This is a genomic window from Kitasatospora sp. MMS16-BH015, assembly GCF_002943525.1.
Taxonomy (GTDB): Bacteria; Actinomycetota; Actinomycetes; order Streptomycetales; family Streptomycetaceae; genus Kitasatospora.
On the sequence record NZ_CP025394.1, the window covers coordinates 3,389,299 to 3,407,372 of the forward strand.

12 protein-coding genes are annotated in these 18,074 nt (G+C 74.4%); 3 read left to right on the forward strand and 9 right to left on the reverse strand.

The window, feature by feature from the left end:
• Nucleotides 1-7 precede the first annotated feature (7 nt).
• Together purH and purN are read right to left on the reverse strand one after the other, a co-directional pair.
• Nucleotides 8-1,591 carry a bifunctional phosphoribosylaminoimidazolecarboxamide formyltransferase/IMP cyclohydrolase gene (gene purH / locus CFP65_RS14545; protein ID WP_104816500.1) on the reverse strand — a complete coding sequence of 528 codons (1,584 nt, stop codon included), beginning with the start codon at nt 1,589-1,591 and terminating at the stop codon, nt 8-10.
• On the reverse strand, nt 1,588-2,256 hold the full coding sequence (purN, locus tag CFP65_RS14550; protein WP_104816501.1) for a phosphoribosylglycinamide formyltransferase: 669 nt from the start codon (nt 2,254-2,256) through the stop codon (nt 1,588-1,590). The genes purH and purN overlap by 4 nt, the downstream gene beginning before the upstream one ends.
• 257 nt (nt 2,257-2,513) lie before the next feature.
• Between purN and CFP65_RS14555 the strand changes: the two genes are divergently transcribed.
• Nucleotides 2,514-3,065: a hypothetical protein gene (locus tag CFP65_RS14555; protein ID WP_104816502.1), complete on the forward strand. Its 552-nt coding sequence runs from the start codon at nt 2,514-2,516 to the stop codon at nt 3,063-3,065.
• Between the two features lie 67 nt (nt 3,066-3,132).
• Here the strand turns inward: CFP65_RS14555 and CFP65_RS14560 are convergent, their stop codons facing one another.
• Both CFP65_RS14560 and CFP65_RS14565 read right to left on the reverse strand, forming a co-directional pair.
• Nucleotides 3,133-6,093 (reverse strand): protease pro-enzyme activation domain-containing protein, encoded by a 2,961-nt coding sequence (locus tag CFP65_RS14560; protein ID WP_158702171.1) that lies wholly within the window; start codon nt 6,091-6,093, stop codon nt 3,133-3,135.
• Between the two features lie 242 nt (nt 6,094-6,335).
• Nucleotides 6,336-7,844, reverse strand: a complete 1,509-nt coding sequence (locus tag CFP65_RS14565; RefSeq protein ID WP_104816504.1) for a DUF6350 family protein — start codon at nt 7,842-7,844, stop codon at nt 6,336-6,338.
• A gap of 116 nt (nt 7,845-7,960) precedes the next feature.
• Between CFP65_RS14565 and CFP65_RS14570 the strand changes: the two genes are divergently transcribed.
• Nucleotides 7,961-9,355: a response regulator transcription factor gene (locus tag CFP65_RS14570; RefSeq protein ID WP_104816505.1), complete on the forward strand. Its 1,395-nt coding sequence runs from the start codon at nt 7,961-7,963 to the stop codon at nt 9,353-9,355.
• An 80-nt stretch (nt 9,356-9,435) separates the two neighbouring features.
• Here the strand turns inward: CFP65_RS14570 and sucD are convergent, their stop codons facing one another.
• From sucD to CFP65_RS14595, 5 genes are all read right to left on the reverse strand, one after another.
• A complete protein-coding gene (sucD, locus tag CFP65_RS14575; protein WP_104816506.1) occupies nt 9,436-10,323 on the reverse strand; it encodes a succinate--CoA ligase subunit alpha in 888 nt (295 codons plus the stop codon).
• A gap of 17 nt (nt 10,324-10,340) precedes the next feature.
• Nucleotides 10,341-11,519, reverse strand: coding sequence for an ADP-forming succinate--CoA ligase subunit beta (sucC, locus tag CFP65_RS14580; protein ID WP_104816507.1), 1,179 nt, complete (start codon nt 11,517-11,519; stop codon nt 10,341-10,343).
• Nucleotides 11,520-11,872: 353 nt separating this feature from the next.
• Nucleotides 11,873-13,018: a VWA domain-containing protein gene (locus tag CFP65_RS14585; protein WP_104816508.1), complete on the reverse strand. Its 1,146-nt coding sequence runs from the start codon at nt 13,016-13,018 to the stop codon at nt 11,873-11,875.
• Nucleotides 13,019-13,105: 87 nt separating this feature from the next.
• Nucleotides 13,106-15,331, reverse strand: a complete 2,226-nt coding sequence (locus CFP65_RS14590) for a DUF5682 family protein (protein WP_104816509.1) — start codon at nt 15,329-15,331, stop codon at nt 13,106-13,108.
• A 23-nt stretch (nt 15,332-15,354) separates the two neighbouring features.
• Nucleotides 15,355-16,446 carry an AAA family ATPase gene (locus CFP65_RS14595; RefSeq protein WP_104816510.1) on the reverse strand — a complete coding sequence of 364 codons (1,092 nt, stop codon included), beginning with the start codon at nt 16,444-16,446 and terminating at the stop codon, nt 15,355-15,357.
• A gap of 249 nt (nt 16,447-16,695) precedes the next feature.
• Between CFP65_RS14595 and CFP65_RS14600 the strand changes: the two genes are divergently transcribed.
• The gene (locus CFP65_RS14600; RefSeq protein ID WP_104816511.1) at nt 16,696-18,003 is read left to right on the forward strand and encodes an SWIM zinc finger family protein; all 1,308 of its coding nucleotides are present in this window, start codon (nt 16,696-16,698) and stop codon (nt 18,001-18,003) included.
• Nucleotides 18,004-18,074 lie beyond the last annotated feature (71 nt).

Below are 18,074 nucleotides of genomic sequence, written 5' to 3' on the forward strand. Positions count from 1 at the left end.
TTCCAGGTCAGTGGAAGAAGTGGCGGGTGCCGGTCAGGTACATCGTGACCCCGGCGGCAGCGGCGGCGGCGATGACCTCCTCGTCCCGGATCGAACCACCGGGCTGGACCACGGCCTTCACGCCGGCGTCCAGCAGGATCTGCAGGCCGTCCGCGAACGGGAAGAAGGCGTCCGAGGCCGCGTACGAGCCCTTGGCCCGCTCGCCCGCGCGCTCCACGGCGAGCTTGGCGGAGTCGACCCGGTTGACCTGGCCCATGCCGACGCCGACCGAGGCGCCGTCCTTGGCCAGCAGGATCGCGTTGGACTTGACGGCCCGGCAGGCCTTCCAGGCGAAGGCGAGGTCGGCCAGCTCGGCCTCGGAGAGCGCCTCGCCGGTGGCAAGCCGCCAGGTCGACGGGTCGTCACCCTCGGCGTCCACCTTGTCGACCTGCTGCAGCAGGACGCCGCCGCTGATCCGACGGGCCTCCAGCCGCTCGCAGGGCGCCTCGGGGGCGCGCAGCACGCGCAGGTTCTTCTTCCTGCCCAGCACCTCGAGGGCGCCGTCCTCGTAGCCGGGGGCGACCAGCACCTCGGTGAAGATCGGGGCGATCTGCTCGGCCAGCTCCACGGAGACCGGGCGGTTGACGGCGATCACGCCGCCGTACGCCGAGACCGGGTCGCAGGCGTGCGCCTTGCGGTGCGCCTCGGCCACGTCGGCGCCGGTGCCGATGCCGCACGGGTTGGCGTGCTTGATGATCGCGACGGCCGGGCCCTCGTGGTCGTAGGCGGCGCGGCGGGCGGCGTCGGTGTCCATGTAGTTGTTGTAGGACATCTCCTTGCCCTGCAGCTGCTCGGCGCCGGCCAGGCCGCCGGTGCCGTCGACGTACAGCGCCGCCTGCTGGTGCGGGTTCTCGCCGTAGCGGAGCACGTTCTGGCGCTCCCAGGTGGCGCCGAGGAAGCTCGGGAACGCCTCCTCCGACTCGGTGTAGCCGGAGGTCTCGAACCACTGGGCCACGGCCACGTCGTAGGCGGCGGTGTGCGCGAAGGCGCTCGCGGCCAGGCGCTTGCGGGTCAGCAGGTCGAAGCCGCCCTCCTGGGCTGCCTTCAGCACGTCGGCGTAGCGGGCCGGGTCGACCACCACGGCCACCGAGGGGTGGTTCTTGGCGGCGGCGCGGACCATCGACGGGCCGCCGATGTCGATCTGCTCCACGCACTCGTCCGGGGTGGCGCCGGAGGCGACGGTGGCGGTGAACGGGTAGAGGTTCACCACGACCAGGTCGAAGGGCTCGACGCCGAGCTCGGCCAGCTGGGCGCGGTGCGACTCCAGGCGCAGGTCGGCGAGGACACCGGCGTGCACGCGCGGGTGCAGGGTCTTGACCCGGCCGTCCAGGCACTCGGGGAAGCCGGTCAGCTCGGAGACCTCGGTCACCGGCACGCCGGCGGCGGCGATCCGGCCGGCGGTGGAGCCGGTGGAGACGATCGAGACCCCGGCGGCGTGCAGGCCCTGGGCCAGCTCCTCCAGCCCGGTCTTGTCGTACACGCTGATCAGCGCGCGGCGGATCGGGCGGACGTTCTCGGAGACGGGAGGGGTGGTGGTGGGGGCGGCGCTCATGCCGGGATCCATACCTTTCGGTCTTCGATGCGGTGACCTTCGCGGGCCAGCCGGCCCACGACCTCGACGAGCAACTGGCGCTCGACAGTCTTGATGCGCTCGTGCAGCGCCTCGCCGCCATCGGCGTGGTCGCCGTCGAGCACCTCGACGACGCCCTGCGCGATGATCGGCCCGGTGTCCACCCCGGCGTCGACCAGGTGGACGGTGCAGCCGGTGACCTTCACGCCGTAGGCGAGCGCGTCGGGCACGCCGTGCGCACCGGGGAAGGCGGGCAGCAGGGCGGGGTGGGTGTTGACGATCCGTCCGGCGAAGGCCGCGACGAACCGGGGGCCGAGGATCTTCATGAACCCGGCGGTGACCACCAGATCGGGCTCCTGCTCGGCGACGGCGGCGGTCAGCGCCGCGTCCCAGGCGTCCCGGTCGGCGTGGTCCTTGATCCGCTGGACGAAGGAGGGGATGCCCGCGCGCTCGGCCCGCTCCAGGCCGGCGATGCCGTCCCGGTCGGCGCCGACGAGGGTGATCACCGCGCCGTAGGCGGGGTCGGCCGCGGCCTCGATCAGCGCCTGCAGGTTGGTGCCGGAGCCCGAGACCAGCACGACCAGCCGGGCCGGTCCGGGCGTGCGCGGGGGGAAGCTCTGGGCGGGGGCGGGCTCGGCGGAAGCCACTGCGCGGTTCTCCGTACGTCTGCGCCCGCTGGTACGTCCACCGTCGGTGGGGCCACTACGGGCGGCGGCAGGTGGCACCACGATAACGGCTGGTCGGCGGCCTCCCGTACCGCCCACCGGCCGCTACGCGCGTAGTTGAGACCGGGATCTCGCGACCCCCGACCAGGGGGATTGGGCGGCTCCGACCCGGTGCGGGATCATTGAGCCGCGGACGGGCCACGCCCGCGCCCGGCACCACGGAAGAGGACAGAGGACGGATGAGCGGCGAGAACCCCGACGAGCGCAACCCCTTCGCGCCGCCGCCCGAGGACGCCCCGGAGCAGCCCTGGCGCCCCCGCACCCCCGTCCCGCCGCAGCAGCAGGGCGGCCCGCAGCAGCGCTGGCAGCCCCAGCAGCAGCCGCCGCAGCCGCGCTTCGACCCCAACGACCCGGTGCAGCGGCGCGCCCGCTACGCGCTCAGCGCGGGCATGGCCGGGCTGTTCTGCCTGGTCACCGGCATCGTCTACGTCTCGCTGCTGTTCGGCGCACTGGCCCTCTACTGGGGCGTCAGTGCGCTGCGCGCCCCGCGGCCCAAGGACGCGCCCACCGGCCCGCCGGCCCCCGTCCGCCCGCAGACCCCGGCCGCGATCGGCGGCCTGGTCACCGGCGGCGCGGCGGTGCTCTGCGTGCTCCTGGTGCTCGGCACCAACCTCTACTACCGCGACTACGTGACCTGCGTCAGCGATTCGCTGACCGCCGAGGCCCAGCAGGGCTGCAGCGACCTGGGCCCGAAGTTCCTGGTCGACCTCTACGGCAGCGACCAGGGCTGACCCGGCCCCGCACACGGCACGGCGCCCTCCCCCGGAAGCTCCGGGAGAGGGCGCCGCTCTTTCGCCGTCAGTTGCTGTAGTAGCCGAACAGGTCGACCACCACGTCGGTGGAGCCGTAGCCGTGGGCCGCGAGGTCCACGGCGCCGTTGTGTACCGGCACGGTCACCTGGTTGGCGACCGTGGTGCCCCGGGTCCAGTTCAGGTTGGAGGCCAGCGGGGCGGTGGCCCCGTGCGCCCAGACCGTCAGGTACCCGGCGGCGGTGGTGTTGGTGACGGTCACGTTGAGCACCGCCGAGGTGGCCTCGCCGGGGATCCGCAGGTTGGCCGCGGTGAGGCCCAGGCCGAGCACCTTGCCGTTGGTCAGCGGGCCGTGGCCCTGGCGGGTGTCGATCTGCCGGGTCGGGTCGACGGCGTGGAACTTGCCGCCGGTGGCCGCCGGGGAGAAGTAGCCCGCGATGTCCACGATGACGTCGGTGGAGCCGGTGCTGCCGTTGAAGATGTCGATCTTGCCGTCGGCGCCGATCGGCACGATCACCGCGTTCGGCACCACCTGGCCGGCCACCCAGTTGAGGTTGGAGGCCAGCGGCTTGGTCACCCCGCTCGGGTAGACCGTCAGGTAGCCGCTGGCGGCGGTGTCCGCGACGGTCACGTTCAGCACGGCGGCGGTGGCACCGGACGGCACGCCGGCCCGGCCGGCCACCTGGAGCGCGGTGCCGCCCTTGCCGGCCAGGGTGGCCTTCGGCGAGCGGGTGTCGAGCAGGCGGGTCGGGGCCAGCGGGGCCAGCTGCGCACCGCCGCTGCCGGTCGTGTAGTACCCGGCCACGTCGGCCACGAAGTCGCTGGCGCCCCAGCTGCCGTTGAACAGCGTGATCCGGCCGTCGGCGCTGACCGGCACGGTCACCAGGTTCGGCACCACGGCGCCCTGGGTCCAGTTCAGGTTGGAGGCGAGCGGACGCTGCGCCCCGGCCGGATAGGCCGTCAGGTAACCGGCGGCGGCGGTGTCCACCACGGTGGTGTTGACCACCACGGCCGTGACGCCGGAGGCCGGCACGCCCGCACGGCCGGTGATCTGGAGGTTCACCGAGCCCATCCCGGCGACCTGGCCGCGGCCGGTGCCGTTGCGGGTGTCCAGGATGCGGGCCGGGGTCACCGGCTTGTAGGTCGCGGCGGCCGGGCAGAGCGCGTCCACCAGCTGCGCGCCCTTGGGGGTGCCCAGGCCGGTGGCCATGTCGTAGCCGCGCGCGGCGGCGTACTTGCCGCCCAGCAGGCCGATGTCGTTGTTGCCCGAGGTCACGTCGGTGAGCGGGCTGCGGCCGGTCCGGGCCGCCTGGTAGAGCGGCTGGTTCACGTTGCCGACCCGGCCCGAGCACTTCCGGGCGCCGTTCACGTGCGCGGTCACCGCGGCCCAGAGCGGCGCGGCACCGCTGGTGCCGCCGATGATCGTCCAGGAGTCGGTGCCGGTGGCCATCAGGTACCCGGTCGCCGGGTCGGCCACGGCCGACACGTCCGGCACCTGCCGGCAGGCCTGACCGCCCTGCGCGCCGCAGGCGTTGGTGTAGCCCGGGCCGAAGAAGCCGGACTGGTAGCTGACCGCGTTGTTCACCCGGTTCTTGGAGACGCCGCCGCCGGTGGCGTTGCCGTCGTGCTGCCAGACCACCTCGGTCGGGCTGCTCAGGTCGCCCGACAGCGTGGTGCCGCCGACGCCGGTGACGAACGGCTGGCCGGAGGGGTCGTCCACGCTCTGCGAGGCCCGCACGCCGGCCGGCTGCGAGGACTGCCGGTAGCAGTCGGTCGAGCCGTAGTCACCGGCCGCCGCGTACACCGACTGCCCCTGCAGCGCGGACTGGAGGAAGATGTCGCTCTCCGCCGCCCGGACGGCCGCGGGCATGGTGCCCTCGCACTCGCCCCAGCTGGAGGAGACCACGTCGGCCTTGTCGTCGTCCGCGATCTGCTGGTACGTGTTCAGCAGGTCGCCGTAGGTGAAGGTGGAGCTGTGCGCGTCCCGGCCCTGGTAGAAGAGCACCTTCGCCTTGGGCGCCACGCCCACCACGGTGTCGATGTCGAGCGCGGCCTCCAGGCCGACGGAGTCGTCGTCGGCCGGGGTCCGGGGGCCGCTGCCCACCAGCACGGTGGTGATCGGCGAGTTGGTGCCGTAGCAGTCCTGGAAGGCCTGATAGCCGGTGGGCGAGTACGACTCCAGCGACATGATCGCCACCGTCGAGCCGGCCCCGCCGTCGGTCAGCCCGTCCAGCCCGTAGGCCTGGGCCAGCGAGGTCGGGCTGAAGTAGTCCACGCCGTCGGTGGCACCGAGGCTGTCCGTGAGGTTCTGCTGCACGCTGTCGCAGAGCGCCGGGTACGCGGCGGCCGCGTGCGCGCCGAGCTTCGGCTGCTTGGTGTTCGAGCCGGCGGCGAGCTTGACCCGCTTCGCGCCCTGGTGGTGCGCCTTGGGCGCGGCCAGCGTGTCCAGGCCGAGCACGGCCTTGACCGAGCCCGCGAGGTCGGCGCGCAGCGCCGGCGCGGTGGTGTTGCCGAAGGCCGACGAGCCGTCAGCCAGGCGGTAGCCCGCGAAGCCGATGTCGAAGGCCTTCTGCGCCGTCGCCACCGTGGCGTTCACCTGGATGGTCAGCCCGCTCGGCCCGACCGGCCCCGGCCGCAGCCCCGCCGCCGTGAGCGCCTGGCTCACCTTGGCCACGGTGGCCTGGTCGGCCCCGAAGCGCTGGGCGAACTCCCCCGCCCCCAGGAACCGGTGGTACTGCGCCGAGCTCGGGTCCGCCATCGCCTTGGCGAGCGCGGTGGCCCCCGCCTCGTCCCGCGGCGCCAGTCGCACCGTCAGCTCCAGCGGCGTGTCCCCCGCCGGCGCCCCCACCTGCACGGCCCCGGCCGGCACCTGCGGCACCGACTCGGCCAGCCGCTGCGGCGCAGCCGTGGCGGCCATGGCCGGCAGCCCGGCCCCGGCCACCAGTGCGGCGGCGGCAACGGCAAGGGTGGCCGCCCGGGCGGCCACCCCTCGTATGTGTGTAGCGGTCATCCGCGTTCTCCTTCGGTCAGCCCTGACAAGGACATGCGGAATTCCGGGCAGGCCGTAAGAACTCCCCCAGAATCCCCCGATAAGCTTTTTATCAGCTCCGACCGACAGTGCATTCAGGTTTCTTGCTTCTCCCCGCATATCCGCAGCTCAGAGCGGCCCTTCCGGGAAGTGGAACATGATCTTCCGATATTGGTTCGAATACCCGGATTTCCCGTCGGGCGCCCCCGCCGGAATTACCGGCCTCACCAACTGACGACGCGGTGGACCACCCGCCGGGTGGCCCACCAGGCCGGCCGCAGCCGCGGCAGGAGCACCCCGGGCACCACCACCACGGCCGTCCACCCGGCCGCCACCGCCCCCACCCGCCAGGCCGACGGCCCCAACCGCGCCATCCGCCCCCCGGCCAACGCCCCACCGGCCAGCCACCCGGCCGAGGCGACCCCCGCCCCGACCAGCACCGCCACCGCCAGCGCGGCCACCACGGCGGCACACGGGTGCCAGGCCGTCACCTCGGCGGGCCCGTCGGCGGGGTACGCGTCCGGCTCGTCCACGGCCGCCTGGTCCGTGGTCGCAGACCGCCGCAGCAGCCGGGCCCAGCGGCCGCCTTCCGACGGCCCGCCCGCGGCACCCCGCCGCCACCACCGGCCGGACGGCTCCTCCGCCGACCCGTCCAGCTCGGCCGCCGGCCCCTCCGTGGCCACCGACCGCCCCGACCTCCGGGCCCACCAACCGCCCCCCTGCCCCCGTTGGCCGGCGAGGTCGCCGCTCACTCGGGCGGCCTCGCTCGCGCGGGCGAGCAGCACGGCCGGGACGGCCGCCGCGAGGAGCGGCAGCGCGAGGGCGGCCAGGCGCCAGGTGCCGGCCGGGGCGGTGGGGTCGGGGAGGAGGGCGAAGAGCGGGAAGTCCGGGACGGCGCCGAGGGTGGTGCCGGCCGGGGTGACGGCGGTGTCGGTGCCGACCACGAAGCCCGGGCCGAGGGCGTAGGCGGCGCCCCAGAGGACGGCGTTCGGGAGCAGCAGGGCGCAGCTGAAGAGCAGGGCGCCGTACCCCACCACCCCGCCGCCGAGGCCGACGGCGGAACGTCCGGCCGCGCCGAGGCCGAACGCCAGGGCGCTCAGCAGCACCAGCGCGCCCCCGGCGAGCAGGCCGTACCCGCTCGCCACCGCCGCCCGCGCCACCACCGGGCCGGCGCCTTCGGGCCAGAGCAGGCGCGGCAGCCGGAACCGGCCGGCCCAGGGCACGGTGGCGCCGCGCAGGTAGCCGGTCAGCACCGAGGCGATCGTCAGCCCGGCCACGGCGGCGAGGTCCGGGAGCGGGCGGGCGCGCAGCGGGCCCTGCGCCGTGCACTGGGAGAGGGCGGCCACGGCCGTCAGCAGGTACCCGGCGCAAAGCGCCGAGGGGGAGCGCCAATCGCAGCGTTCGCGCCGTCCGAGGCGGGTGCCCGCGCGGTGCAGCTGGACGGCGGTGAAGACGGTGAGCAGCAGCGGGGTCATGGTCAGCGGGATCGCGGTCTCGCCCCGGCCGAGCGGGGCGCCGTGGCCGAGCAGCCAGAGCGCGCAGGTGAGGCGCCCGGCGCCGGCGGCGGTGTCGTCCGAGTACGGCGCGAGCACCCAGAGGCCGTAGACGGGCGCGGCCACCACCGCGAGGGTGAGCAGCGCCGCCCGGGCTCCGGACAGCAGGTCGGTGAGGACGGAACGGGCCCCCAGCTCGCCCGGCAGTTCCAGGATCGGACGCCCCATCAGCTGAGTCATGGCCTCATGCTGCCAAGGTCACCCGTTGTGCCCCGTGAAGCGGCGAATCTCCGCCGTGTCCAAGATTATTCGCTTATGTGTCTAATGCGACCCGCCGGCGCCCCACGGACGCCCCGATGACCTCCCCCACCGCGGAACGCACCCGCCGGCGGCTCCCCGTCCGCCTCCTGACACCCCGTGAACACCACGCCCTGCTGCTCTACGCGGCCGGCCACCCCACCAAGGCCATCGCCCGCTCCCTCAACTCCTCCCCCGAGGCCACCCGCCTCCTGCTCCACCGCGCCCTGCGCAAGCTCGGCGCCCGCACCCGCGCCGAGGCCGCCGCCGGCCTGGCGCCCGCACCCAGCGGAACGGCGCCGACCGCAGCGCCCCCAGCGCCGGCCCCGGCCCCGGCCCCCGCCACCCTCACGGAGCTGATCACGGCGGCCCACGCCCGCCTGGTCCAGCAGACGTACCTGGTCACCGCCCGCCGCCGCCGCGCCGCCCGCAGCGTCCGCCGCGCCCTCGGCGAGGCCGGCCGCCACTGGCCGACGGTCGCCGCCACCGAGGACCCGGAGGCCTGGGTCCGGGCCTACGCCTTCGACCACGCCCTCTCCCCCTGGCGCACCGGCACCGGCCCCCGCCGCGCCCACCGCTTCCACCTCCCGCACCGCCGCATCCGCCTCCGCCCGGCTCAGCTGACTCCCGAGCAGCTGACCCCACAGCAGCCGATGTCACACCAGTCGACTTCACAGCAGCCGACGGCGGATCAGCCGGGCACCGAGCGCCACCGGCCCACCAGACCCGCCCGGCTGTCCGCCCAGGACAAGGCGCTGCTCAAGGCCCTGCGCCGGCTGCCCCGCCCCCAGCGCCGCGCGCTGGTGCTGCACGACGCCCTCGGCCTGCCCGCCGGTGCCGTGGCGGCGGAGGTCGAGTCGAGCACGCCCGCCGCCGAGGGCCGGGTCCGCTCCGCCCGGGCCGCGCTGGCGGCGGCCGTGCCGGAGCTGGTCGGCGGCGACCCGGCCGCGCCCGGCTTCGCCGAGGCGTTGAGCGCCCGCCTGCACCGGGCGGCCGTCCGGGGCTGCCCCGCCCCGCGGCGGCCCGCCGCCTGGCGGGTGCGGTGGGTGGCCCGGCTGCAGAGCGGTGCGGTGACCGGGGCCGCCGCCGCACTCGTGCTCGCGATGGGCGGCACGATGGTCGCCACCCTCGCGGGCAACGGCCCGTCGAGCTACTTCCACCCGCAGGCCGCCCCGCCCCCGCTCTGCGTCACCACCGGCAGCGCGGGCCCGGCCCGCCCCACCGGCACCCCGGGCCTGCACACCCCCTGGTGCAACCCCTTCCCGGGCGCCCAGCCGGCCCGAGCGGCCCAGCCCGCCGCGATCCCGGCGAGCCTCCCGTCCCCACCGGCGGCCCCGGCCGCCCCCGAGGCCGAGCCGCCCCCGGCGCAGCCCGCCCGCCCGCGCGACTTCCTGCAGCCGCACCGGCCGGCCGCCGTCGTGGACTGCGCTCCGCTGCGCCTCTGCTCCCGCTAGCCGGGAACGCCGAAGGGCGCGGAGGCCGTCGCGATCGCGACGGCCTCCGCGCCCTTGCGGGTGCGGCTCAGCCGAGGGGCTCAGAGCGCGTTGTACAGCTCACGGGCCAGGCGGGCGGTCTCGGACGGCGTCTTGCCGACCTTGACACCGGCGGCCTCGAGGGCCTCCTTCTTGGCCGCGGCGGTGCCGGAGGAGCCGGAGACGATGGCGCCGGCGTGGCCCATGGTCTTGCCCTCGGGGGCGGTGAAGCCCGCGACGTAGCCGACGACCGGCTTGGTGACGTGCTCGGCGATGTAGGCCGCGGCACGCTCCTCGGCGTCGCCACCGATCTCACCGATCATGACGATGAGCTTGGTGTCGGGGTCCGCCTCGAACGCCGCGAGGGCGTCGATGTGGGTGGTGCCGATGACCGGGTCGCCACCGATGCCGACGCCGGACGAGAAGCCCAGGTCACGCAGCTCGTACATGAGCTGGTAGGTCAGGGTGCCGGACTTGGAGACCAGGCCGATCGGACCGGAGGTGGTGATGTCCGCCGGGATGATGCCCGCGTTGGACTGTCCGGGGGAGATCAGGCCGGGGCAGTTCGGGCCGATGATGCGGGTCTTGTTGCCCTTGGCACCGGCGTGCGCCCAGAAGGAGGCCGAGTCGTGGACCGGGACACCCTCGGTGATGACGACCGCGAGCGGGATCTCGGCGTCGATGGCCTCGACGACGGCGCTCTTGGTGAACGCCGGCGGGACGAAGATGACCGAGACGTCGGCGCCGGTCTCCTTCATAGCCTCGGCGACGGAGCCGAAGACGGGCACCTCGGTGCCGTCCACGTCGACCGTGGTGCCGGCCTTGCGCGGGTTCACGCCACCGACGATGTTGGTGCCCGAGGCGAGCATGCGGCGGGTGTGCTTCATGCCCTCGGAGCCGGTCATGCCCTGGACGATGACCTTGCTGTCCTTGGTAAGGAAGATAGCCATGGTGTGAGTCCCCTTCCTTACTTCGCGGCGTTCGCGAGCTCGGCGGCGCGGTCAGCGGCGCCGTCCATGGTGTCCACCTGCTCGACCAGCGGGTGGTTCGCGTCGGTCAGGATCTTGCGACCCAGCTCCGCGTTGTTGCCGTCGAGGCGGACGACGAGCGGCTTGGTGACGGCCTCGCCCTTCTCCTCGAGCAGGGCCAGGGCCTGGACGATGCCGTTGGCGACCGCGTCACAGGCGGTGATGCCACCGAAGACGTTGACGAAGACCGACTTGACGTCGGTGTCGCCCAGGATGATCTCCAGGCCGTTCGCCATGACCTCGGCGGAGGCGCCGCCACCGATGTCGAGGAAGTTGGCGGGCTTGACGTTGCCGTGGCTCTCGCCGGCGTAGGCGACGACGTCCAGGGTGCTCATGACGAGACCGGCGCCGTTGCCGATGATGCCGACCTCGCCGTCGAGCTTGACGTAGTTGAGGCCCTTGGCCTTGGCCGCGGCCTCGAGCGGGTTCGCGGCGGCCTTGTCCTCGAGCGCCTCGTGCTCCGGCTGACGGAACTCGGCGTTCTCGTCCAGCGAGACCTTGCCGTCGAGCGCGATGATCTTGCCCTCGCCGGACTTGATCAGCGGGTTGACCTCGACAAGGAGGGCGTCCTCCTTGATGAAGACCTCCCACAGCTTGACGAGCACGTCGGCGACCTGGTCGGCCACGTCGGCCGGGAACTTCGCCGCGGCGACGATCTCGGCGGCCTTCTCGGGGGTGCAGCCCTCGTTGGCGTCGACCGCGATCTTGGCGAGCGCGTCCGGGTTCTCCTCGGCGACGACCTCGATCTCCACGCCGCCCTCGACGCTGGCCATGGCCAGGAAGGTGCGGTTGGTGCGGTCCAGCAGGAACGAGACGTAGTACTCGTCCTTGATGTCCGCGGTCTGGGCCAGCATCACCTTGTGGACGGTGTGGCCCTTGATGTCCATGCCGAGGATGTCGGTGGCCTTGGCAACGGCGTCGGCCGGGTCGGTGGCGAGCTTGACGCCACCGGCCTTGCCACGGCCGCCGACCTTCACCTGCGCCTTGACGACGGCACGGCCGCCGAAGCGCTCGGCGATGGCGCGAGCGGCTTCCGGGGTCTCGATGACGTCACCGTCAAGCACGGGCACACCGTGCTTGGCGAAGAGGTCCCTCGCCTGGTACTCGAACAGGTCCACGTGTGTTCGTCCTTGTTCGTGGTCGCGGATTGTGTCTCTACGAGCGTGCCACGGCAGGATCTTCGCTGCGGGTCGTCGGGGCTGGTGCGGGTACGCAGAACCATCGGCCTTACGGTCCGCACAGCCACGGGCGCACACGTCAATCAACACGCGCGTCACGTCCGTCTGGCAGGTTATCGCCGCTGAGCGGGCGTGCCGCGCCCAGGGCCCGGTCCGGTTTGGTGAGAACCGTCACAACGGGGGACGGTCGCACAGGTCACGGGTAGTCCGTCAGGTGGATGCACCCGAATGTCACTTCGAGGCCGAAGGCGTGGAAGCGGCGTCACAGCGAGGCCGAAGGCGTGGGAGCAGCGTCACTTGGACTCGGGCACCGGCAGCGGCCGCTTCTCGATCGCCGCGGCCATGATGTCCGGGAAGGCGTCCGGGGTGCAGGCGAAGGCCGGGGCGCCGAGCGCCGCGAGCGCGGCGGCGTGGGTGTGGTCGTAGGCCGGGGCGCCCTCGTCGGAGAGCGCGAGCAGGGCGATGAACTGGACGCCGGCCGCCTTCATCGCGGCCACCCGCTTGAGCATCTCGTCCCGGATGCCGCCCTCGTAGAGGTCGCTGATCAGCACCACGATGGTCTCGGCCGGACGGGTGATCTTCGACTGGCAGTAGGCCAGCGCCCGGTTGATGTCGGTGCCACCACCCAATCGGGTGGCGAACAGCACGTCCACCGGGTCGGTCAGCTGCTCGGTCAGGTCGACCACGGAGGTGTCGAAGACCACCAGCCGGGTGCTCAGGCTCTTCATCGAGGCGAGCACCGCGCCGAACACCGCCGAGTGCACCACCGAGGGCGCCATCGAGCCCGACTGGTCGATGCAGAGGATCACCTCCTTCTTCACCGCGCGCTGCGCCCGGGCGTAGCCGATCAGCCGTTCGGGCACCACCGTGCGGTGTTCGGGCAGGTAGTTCTTGAGGTTCGCCCGGATGGTGCTGCCCCAGTCGATGTCCCGGTGCCGCGGCCGGTTGACCTTGGCGCTGCGGTCCAGCGCCCCGCCCAGGGTGGCCCTGGTCCGGTCCGCCAGCCGGCGCTCCAGCTGCTCGACCACCGCCCCCACCACCGCCCGGGCCGACTCCCGGGTGGTCTCCGGCAGCGCGTGCTTCAGTGACAGCAGCGTCCCCACCAGGTGCACGTCCGGCTCCACCGCCGCCAGCATCTCCGGCTCCAGCAGCAGCCGCTCCAGCCCCAGCCGGGAGATCGCGTCCTGCTGCATCAGCTGCACCACCGTGCTCGGGAAGTACTCCCGGATGTCCCCCAGCCACCGCGCCACCTGCGGCGCCGACCCCCCGAGCCCCGCCTTCCGCTCCCCCTCCCCCCGGTACAGCGCCGCCAACGCCCCGTCCATCCCGGCATCCCGCCCACTCAGCCGGCACCCCGTCCCATCCCCGTCCCCCCCGAGCACGAGCCGCCAACGCCGCACCCGATCGTCGTTCTGAACCACAGTCACCTGAATCCCCATCCGTCACTTGCACTACCCAGGGGCGCGAGGAACTGCGCGCCCGGCCATGCACCCTCGTAGAACACCGCCCGCGCAGCCCCGCGCCCCTCAGTGGTGAGCCGTTCCCAAGAGGTGCGCCAGCACCGGCATCACCGCATCCGCCCGCACCTCGTCCAATTCCACGACGACCGCGCTCGGCCCCGGGGCATCGAGCGGGCCCGCCGCCACCCGCTCCCCGATGGTCCGCCGCACGCCCGTCTCCAAGGTCGAGAACGTCCGCCGCAGCAGCGGCAGCACGTCCACGAAGACCTCCTCCGAGACCCCGCAGAGCCACTCGTCGAGCAGCCCCAGCAGCAGCGGATCGTGCAGCAGCAGCGCCCCGCCGCCGGAGAGGAAGCCCTCCACCCAGCCGGCCGCGTCCCCCGGCGCCGTCGCGACGGAGAGCACCAGCCCCATCCGCCGCCCGGCCTCCGCCGAGTCGAGCCGCCCGTCGTCGAGCAGCAGCCGCACCGCCCGGCCCCGCAGCAGCCCCGGCACCCCCGTCGCCGCCCCGCCGCCGGGCTCCCGCCGCACCAGCGAGTGCAGGGTCGCGGCCCACCGCTCGCCGAGATCGTCGCCGGCCTCCGCCGAATCGCCCCGCAGCAGCGCCACCGCGCCGTGCACCGCGTCCAGGTGCTGCCGCATCGCCTCCGCCCCGGCCGCGTCCAACCCCGTGCCGGCGGCCGGCAGGCCGATGCAGATCCGGTCGGCCAGCGCCCGGGCCACCCCGTCCAAGGCCCCCGCGTCCGTGCCCCGGACATCGCCGTAGCGCAGCGCGCGGACCAACGCCGGGAGGGCGGCGGCCAGTTCGGCCACGTCCGTGTCCAGGGCCGCCCGGTCGGCGAGCACCCGCAGGACGACCGGCAGGGCGCCGGGCAGGCCGGCCAGCAGGCAGCGCTCGGCCAGCGCGGTGAGAGCCGGCAGGCCGTCGGCCGTCAGTGCCGTCTCCACCGCCTTGGCGGCGGCGGCCTCCTCGACCGTGGTGCCCCACTGGGCGGCCTCGACCACCCGGACGGCGTACTCGGGCTCCCAGCACAGCCGCCAGCTCTCCCGGAAGGTGCCGGTGGAGGAGGAGTGCGCCGGGGTGCCCCAGTCGAGGCCGAGCAGCCGCAGCCGGTGCAGCAGCAGCGAGCGGCCCGCGTCCAGCTCCTTGCGCAGGTCGAGGTCGAGCACCCGCTGCTCCGCCTCCGGCTTGAGCCGCAGCGCGCGCTGCACCCTCGCCAGGTCGCGCTGGAGCGGCACGGTGGGCGTGGCCTCCGGCACCTCGCCGAGCGCGTCGCCGACCACCAGCCGCTCCCGCACCAGCCCGAGCGCCACGTCGGAGCCGTCGCAGAGCACGGCCCGGATCGCGTCCAGCGTCTCGGTCAGCCCGGCCAGCGGCCGGCCGCGCATCACGGCCAGCGTGGCGGCCAGCCGGACGGCCTCGATCACGTGGGCCGAGGAGACCGGGTGGTCCTCGGCGCGCAGCAGCTCGGCGGCCCGGGTGATCCAGCGCGGCAGCGGGTCGGCCTCGGGGGCGGTGAAGAGGTGGTGGTACCAGCCGGGCGAGTCGATGCCCGCGCCGTAGCCGGTGTGCTGGGAGAGCCGGCGGTGCGTCCAGGGCACCCAGGTGATCTCCACCTTGGTCTTCTTGGGCAGGCCGGCCAGCACCGCCTTGTCCTGGGCCACGGTCGGCAGGGTGGCCAGCGCGGGCACGTGCCAGGCGCCGCAGACCACGGCGATCCGCTGGTGGCCGGCCCGGCGGGCGGCCCGCAGCTGCTGGCGCATGTACGCCTCGCGCAGCTCGTCCCGGGTGCCGGTCGGGGCCTGCTCGCGCAGGGCGGTCATCGCCTCGGCCACGGCGGCGAAAGTCTCGGCCTCGCCCCGGTGCTCGACGGTGTCCTCCCACCAGCGCTCGCTGTCCTCGTACCCGGCGGCCCGGGCCAGCTCGCCGATCGGGTCGCTCGCGCCGCTCTCGTGCTGCGGGGCGCCCTCGGCCAGTCCGTACGCGGCCGGCAGGTCGATGAACCGGACCGGCAGGTCGCGGTCGACGGCGTACCGCAGCGCGACCCACTCGGGCGAGAACTCGGCGAACGGCCAGAACGCGGCCCGGGCCGGGTCCTCCACCGCGTGGGCGAGCAGCGCCACCGGCGGCACCATGGTCTTGTCGGCGGCCAGCGCCGCGATCGCGTCCGCCTCCGGCGGGCCCTCGATCAGCACCGCGTCCGGCCGCAGCCGGGCCAGGGCGGCGGCCACCGCCCGGGCCGAACCGGGGCCGTGGTGGCGCACCCCGAGCAGCTCGATCTCCACGCTCATCCCGAACCCCTTTCCCCTGTGACCTAGTTGGCGTGCTCGCGGGCGGCCCGGTAGAAGTCCTTCCAGCCCTCCCGCTCGCGCACCACGCCCTCCACGTACTCGCGCCAGACCGCCCGGTCGGCCACCGGATCGCGCAGCACGGCCCCGGCGATGCCGGTGGTGACGTCGGCCGCGCGCAGCACGCCGTCGCCGAAGTGGGCGGCCAGCGCGAGGCCGTTGGTGACCACCGAGATGGCCTCGGCGGTGGAGAGGGTGCCGCTGGGGGTCTTCACCTTGGTGCGGCCGTCGGTGGTGACGCCGTCCCGCAGCTCGCGGAAGACGGTCACCACCCGGCGGATCTCCTCGGCCCCGGCCGGGAGTTCGGGCAGGTCGAGCGAGCGGCCGAGCTGGCCGACCCGGCGGGCGACGATCTCCACCTCCTCGTCCAGCGAGCCGGGCAGCGGCAGCACCACGGTGTTGAACCGGCGGCGCAGCGCACTGGAGAGCTCATTGACGCCCCGGTCGCGGTCGTTGGCGGTGGCGATCAGGTTGAAGCCGCGGACGGCCTGGGTCTCGCCGCCGAGCTCCGGCACCGGCAGGGTCTTCTCGGAGAGGATGGTGATCAGGCTGTCCTGCACGTCGGCCGGGATGCGGGTGAGCTCCTCGACCCGGGCGATCTTGCCGTCCGTCATCGCCCGCATGATCGGCGAGGGCACCAGCGCGTCCCGGCTGGGGCCGTGGGCGAGCAGCTGGGCGTAGTTCCAGCCGTACCGGACGGCCTCCTCGGGGGTGCCGGCGGTGCCCTGGACGAGCAGCGTGGAGTCGCCGCTGACGGCGGCGGCCAGGTGCTCGGAGACCCACGTCTTGGCGGTGCCGGGCACGCCCAGCAGCAGCAGCGCCCGGTCGGTGGCCAGCGTGGTGACGGCCACCTCGACGATCCGGCGCGGGCCCACGTACTTGGGCGTGATCACGGTGCCGTCCGGCAGCTCGCCGCCGAGCAGGTAGGTGGCCACCGCCCAGGGCGAGAGCCGCCAGCGCTCCGGACGCGGCCGGTCGTCCTGCGCCGCGAGGGCGGCCAGCTCGGCGGCGTAGGCATCCTCGGCGTGCTCGCGGAGCACCTCGGTGCCAGTCGTCATGGGTCACTCCTTCGTGGGTGCCGCAGGGCAGGCCGGCGGCCGGACTGCGTGGCCGGACTGCGGGGCCGGGCTGCGGGGCGGGATGGTCAACGAGAATGGTCGGCGAGGCGTCAACTGCCTTGACTGCCATGGGAGATCGGGCCTTGCTGCGGCGCCTCCCCGGCTCGTGATGACCACTCTGCCGCACCCCACTGACAACGCCGCCGGGCGGATGACCCACTGTCAGTGGGGCCTCCTAGCGTCCTCGGCATGGAGGAACGCTGGAGCACCGATCACGTCCTGTCCCTCGCCCCCGACCAGGCGTCCCGCAAGGCGGCGGGCAAGCTCGCCGGGCCCGCCCCCTGGTCGCAGACCGGCTGGGCCGGCGGCGCCCTCTGGGGCCTCTGCAAGGGCAGCGGCAGCACGCCGTACCGCACCGTCGTCGACCTCGGCGGCCCCGCGTCCAAGTGCAGCTGCCCCAGCCGCAAGTTCCCGTGCAAGCACGGGCTCGGTCTGCTGCTGCTCTGGAGCGGCGGTGCCGAGCTCGCCACCGAGGCCGAGGCCCCCGAGTGGGCCGCCGAATGGCTGACGGCCCGTCGGCAGCCCGCCCGCCCCTCCAAGAAGGCCGCCCCCGCCGATCCGGCCGCCGCCCGGCGGCGGGCCGAGCAGCGCGCCGCCCGGGTCGCGGCCGGCGCGCAGGAGCTGCGGCTGCGGCTCACCGACCGCGTCCGGCACGGCCTGGCCGACCAGGGCTCCACCGACTGGAGCGAGATCGCCGCCCGGATGGTCGACGCCCAGGCCCCCGGCCTGGCCGGCCGCGTCCGGCACCTGAGCGAGACCCCGCCCCAGGGTCAGCTCGCCGAGTACGCGATGCTGCACCTGCTGGCCGGCGCCTACGGCCGGGTCGGCGAGCTGCCCGAGCCGCTGGCGGCCACCGTCCGCACCCGGGTCGGCCACACCACCGACACCGCCGAGCTGCTGGCCGGGCCGACGGTACGGGACCGCTGGCTCGTGCTCGGCTCCCGGACCACCGGCCCCGAGGGCGGCGCCGACGGCCAGCTGACCACCCGTCGGATCTGGCTGCGCGGAGCGAAGACCGGGCGCCCCGCCCTGCTGCTCTCCTTCGGCCGTCCCGGCACCGCCCCCGACCTCGCCCTCCCGGCCGGCACCGTGCTCGAAGCCGAGCTCGCCTACCACCCGGGCGCCCGCCCGCTGCGCGCCGTCCTCGCCCACCGCCACGGCACCCCCGAACCGGCCCCCGCCACCCCGCCCCCCGGCCTGACCCCCGCCGAGGCCGCCGCCGCCTACGGCGAGGCCCTCACCGAGGACCCCTGGCTCGAACACTGGCCCACCACCCTGGCCGCCGTCGTCCCCGTCCTCACCCCCGAGGGCTGGCGCCTCACCGACGGCGACCACAGCCTCCCGATCCGCCCCGCCGCCCTCCCCGACACCGCCCTCTGGCGCCTCGCCGCCATCTCCGCCGGCCACCCCGTCACCCTCTTCGGCGAACACGGCCACACCGGCTTCGCCCCGGTCACGGCCTGGGACTCAGCCGGACAGGCAGTTGCAATCGTTTAGGGGCTCGGGGAACTGCGAGGGCATCCCCGGATTCGGTGCACTCCTTAACGAGTACACGCCCCCTCGCATGC

Coding starts and splice junctions, on each gene's coding strand:
- sucD (WP_104816506.1), bottom strand. CDS start 10,323: ATGGCTATCTTCCTTACCAAGGACAGCAAGGTCATCGTCCAGGGCATG.
- CFP65_RS14585 (WP_104816508.1), bottom strand. CDS start 13,018: ATGGGGATTCAGGTGACTGTGGTTCAGAACGACGATCGGGTGCGGCGT.
- CFP65_RS14555 (WP_104816502.1), top strand. CDS start 2,514: ATGAGCGGCGAGAACCCCGACGAGCGCAACCCCTTCGCGCCGCCGCCC.
- CFP65_RS14590 (WP_104816509.1), bottom strand. CDS start 15,331: ATGAGCGTGGAGATCGAGCTGCTCGGGGTGCGCCACCACGGCCCCGGT.
- CFP65_RS14565 (WP_104816504.1), bottom strand. CDS start 7,844: ATGACTCAGCTGATGGGGCGTCCGATCCTGGAACTGCCGGGCGAGCTG.
- CFP65_RS14570 (WP_104816505.1), top strand. CDS start 7,961: ATGACCTCCCCCACCGCGGAACGCACCCGCCGGCGGCTCCCCGTCCGC.
- CFP65_RS14595 (WP_104816510.1), bottom strand. CDS start 16,446: ATGACGACTGGCACCGAGGTGCTCCGCGAGCACGCCGAGGATGCCTAC.
- CFP65_RS14560 (WP_158702171.1), bottom strand. CDS start 6,093: ATGACCGCTACACACATACGAGGGGTGGCCGCCCGGGCGGCCACCCTT.
- purH (WP_104816500.1), bottom strand. CDS start 1,591: ATGAGCGCCGCCCCCACCACCACCCCTCCCGTCTCCGAGAACGTCCGC.
- CFP65_RS14600 (WP_104816511.1), top strand. CDS start 16,696: ATGGAGGAACGCTGGAGCACCGATCACGTCCTGTCCCTCGCCCCCGAC.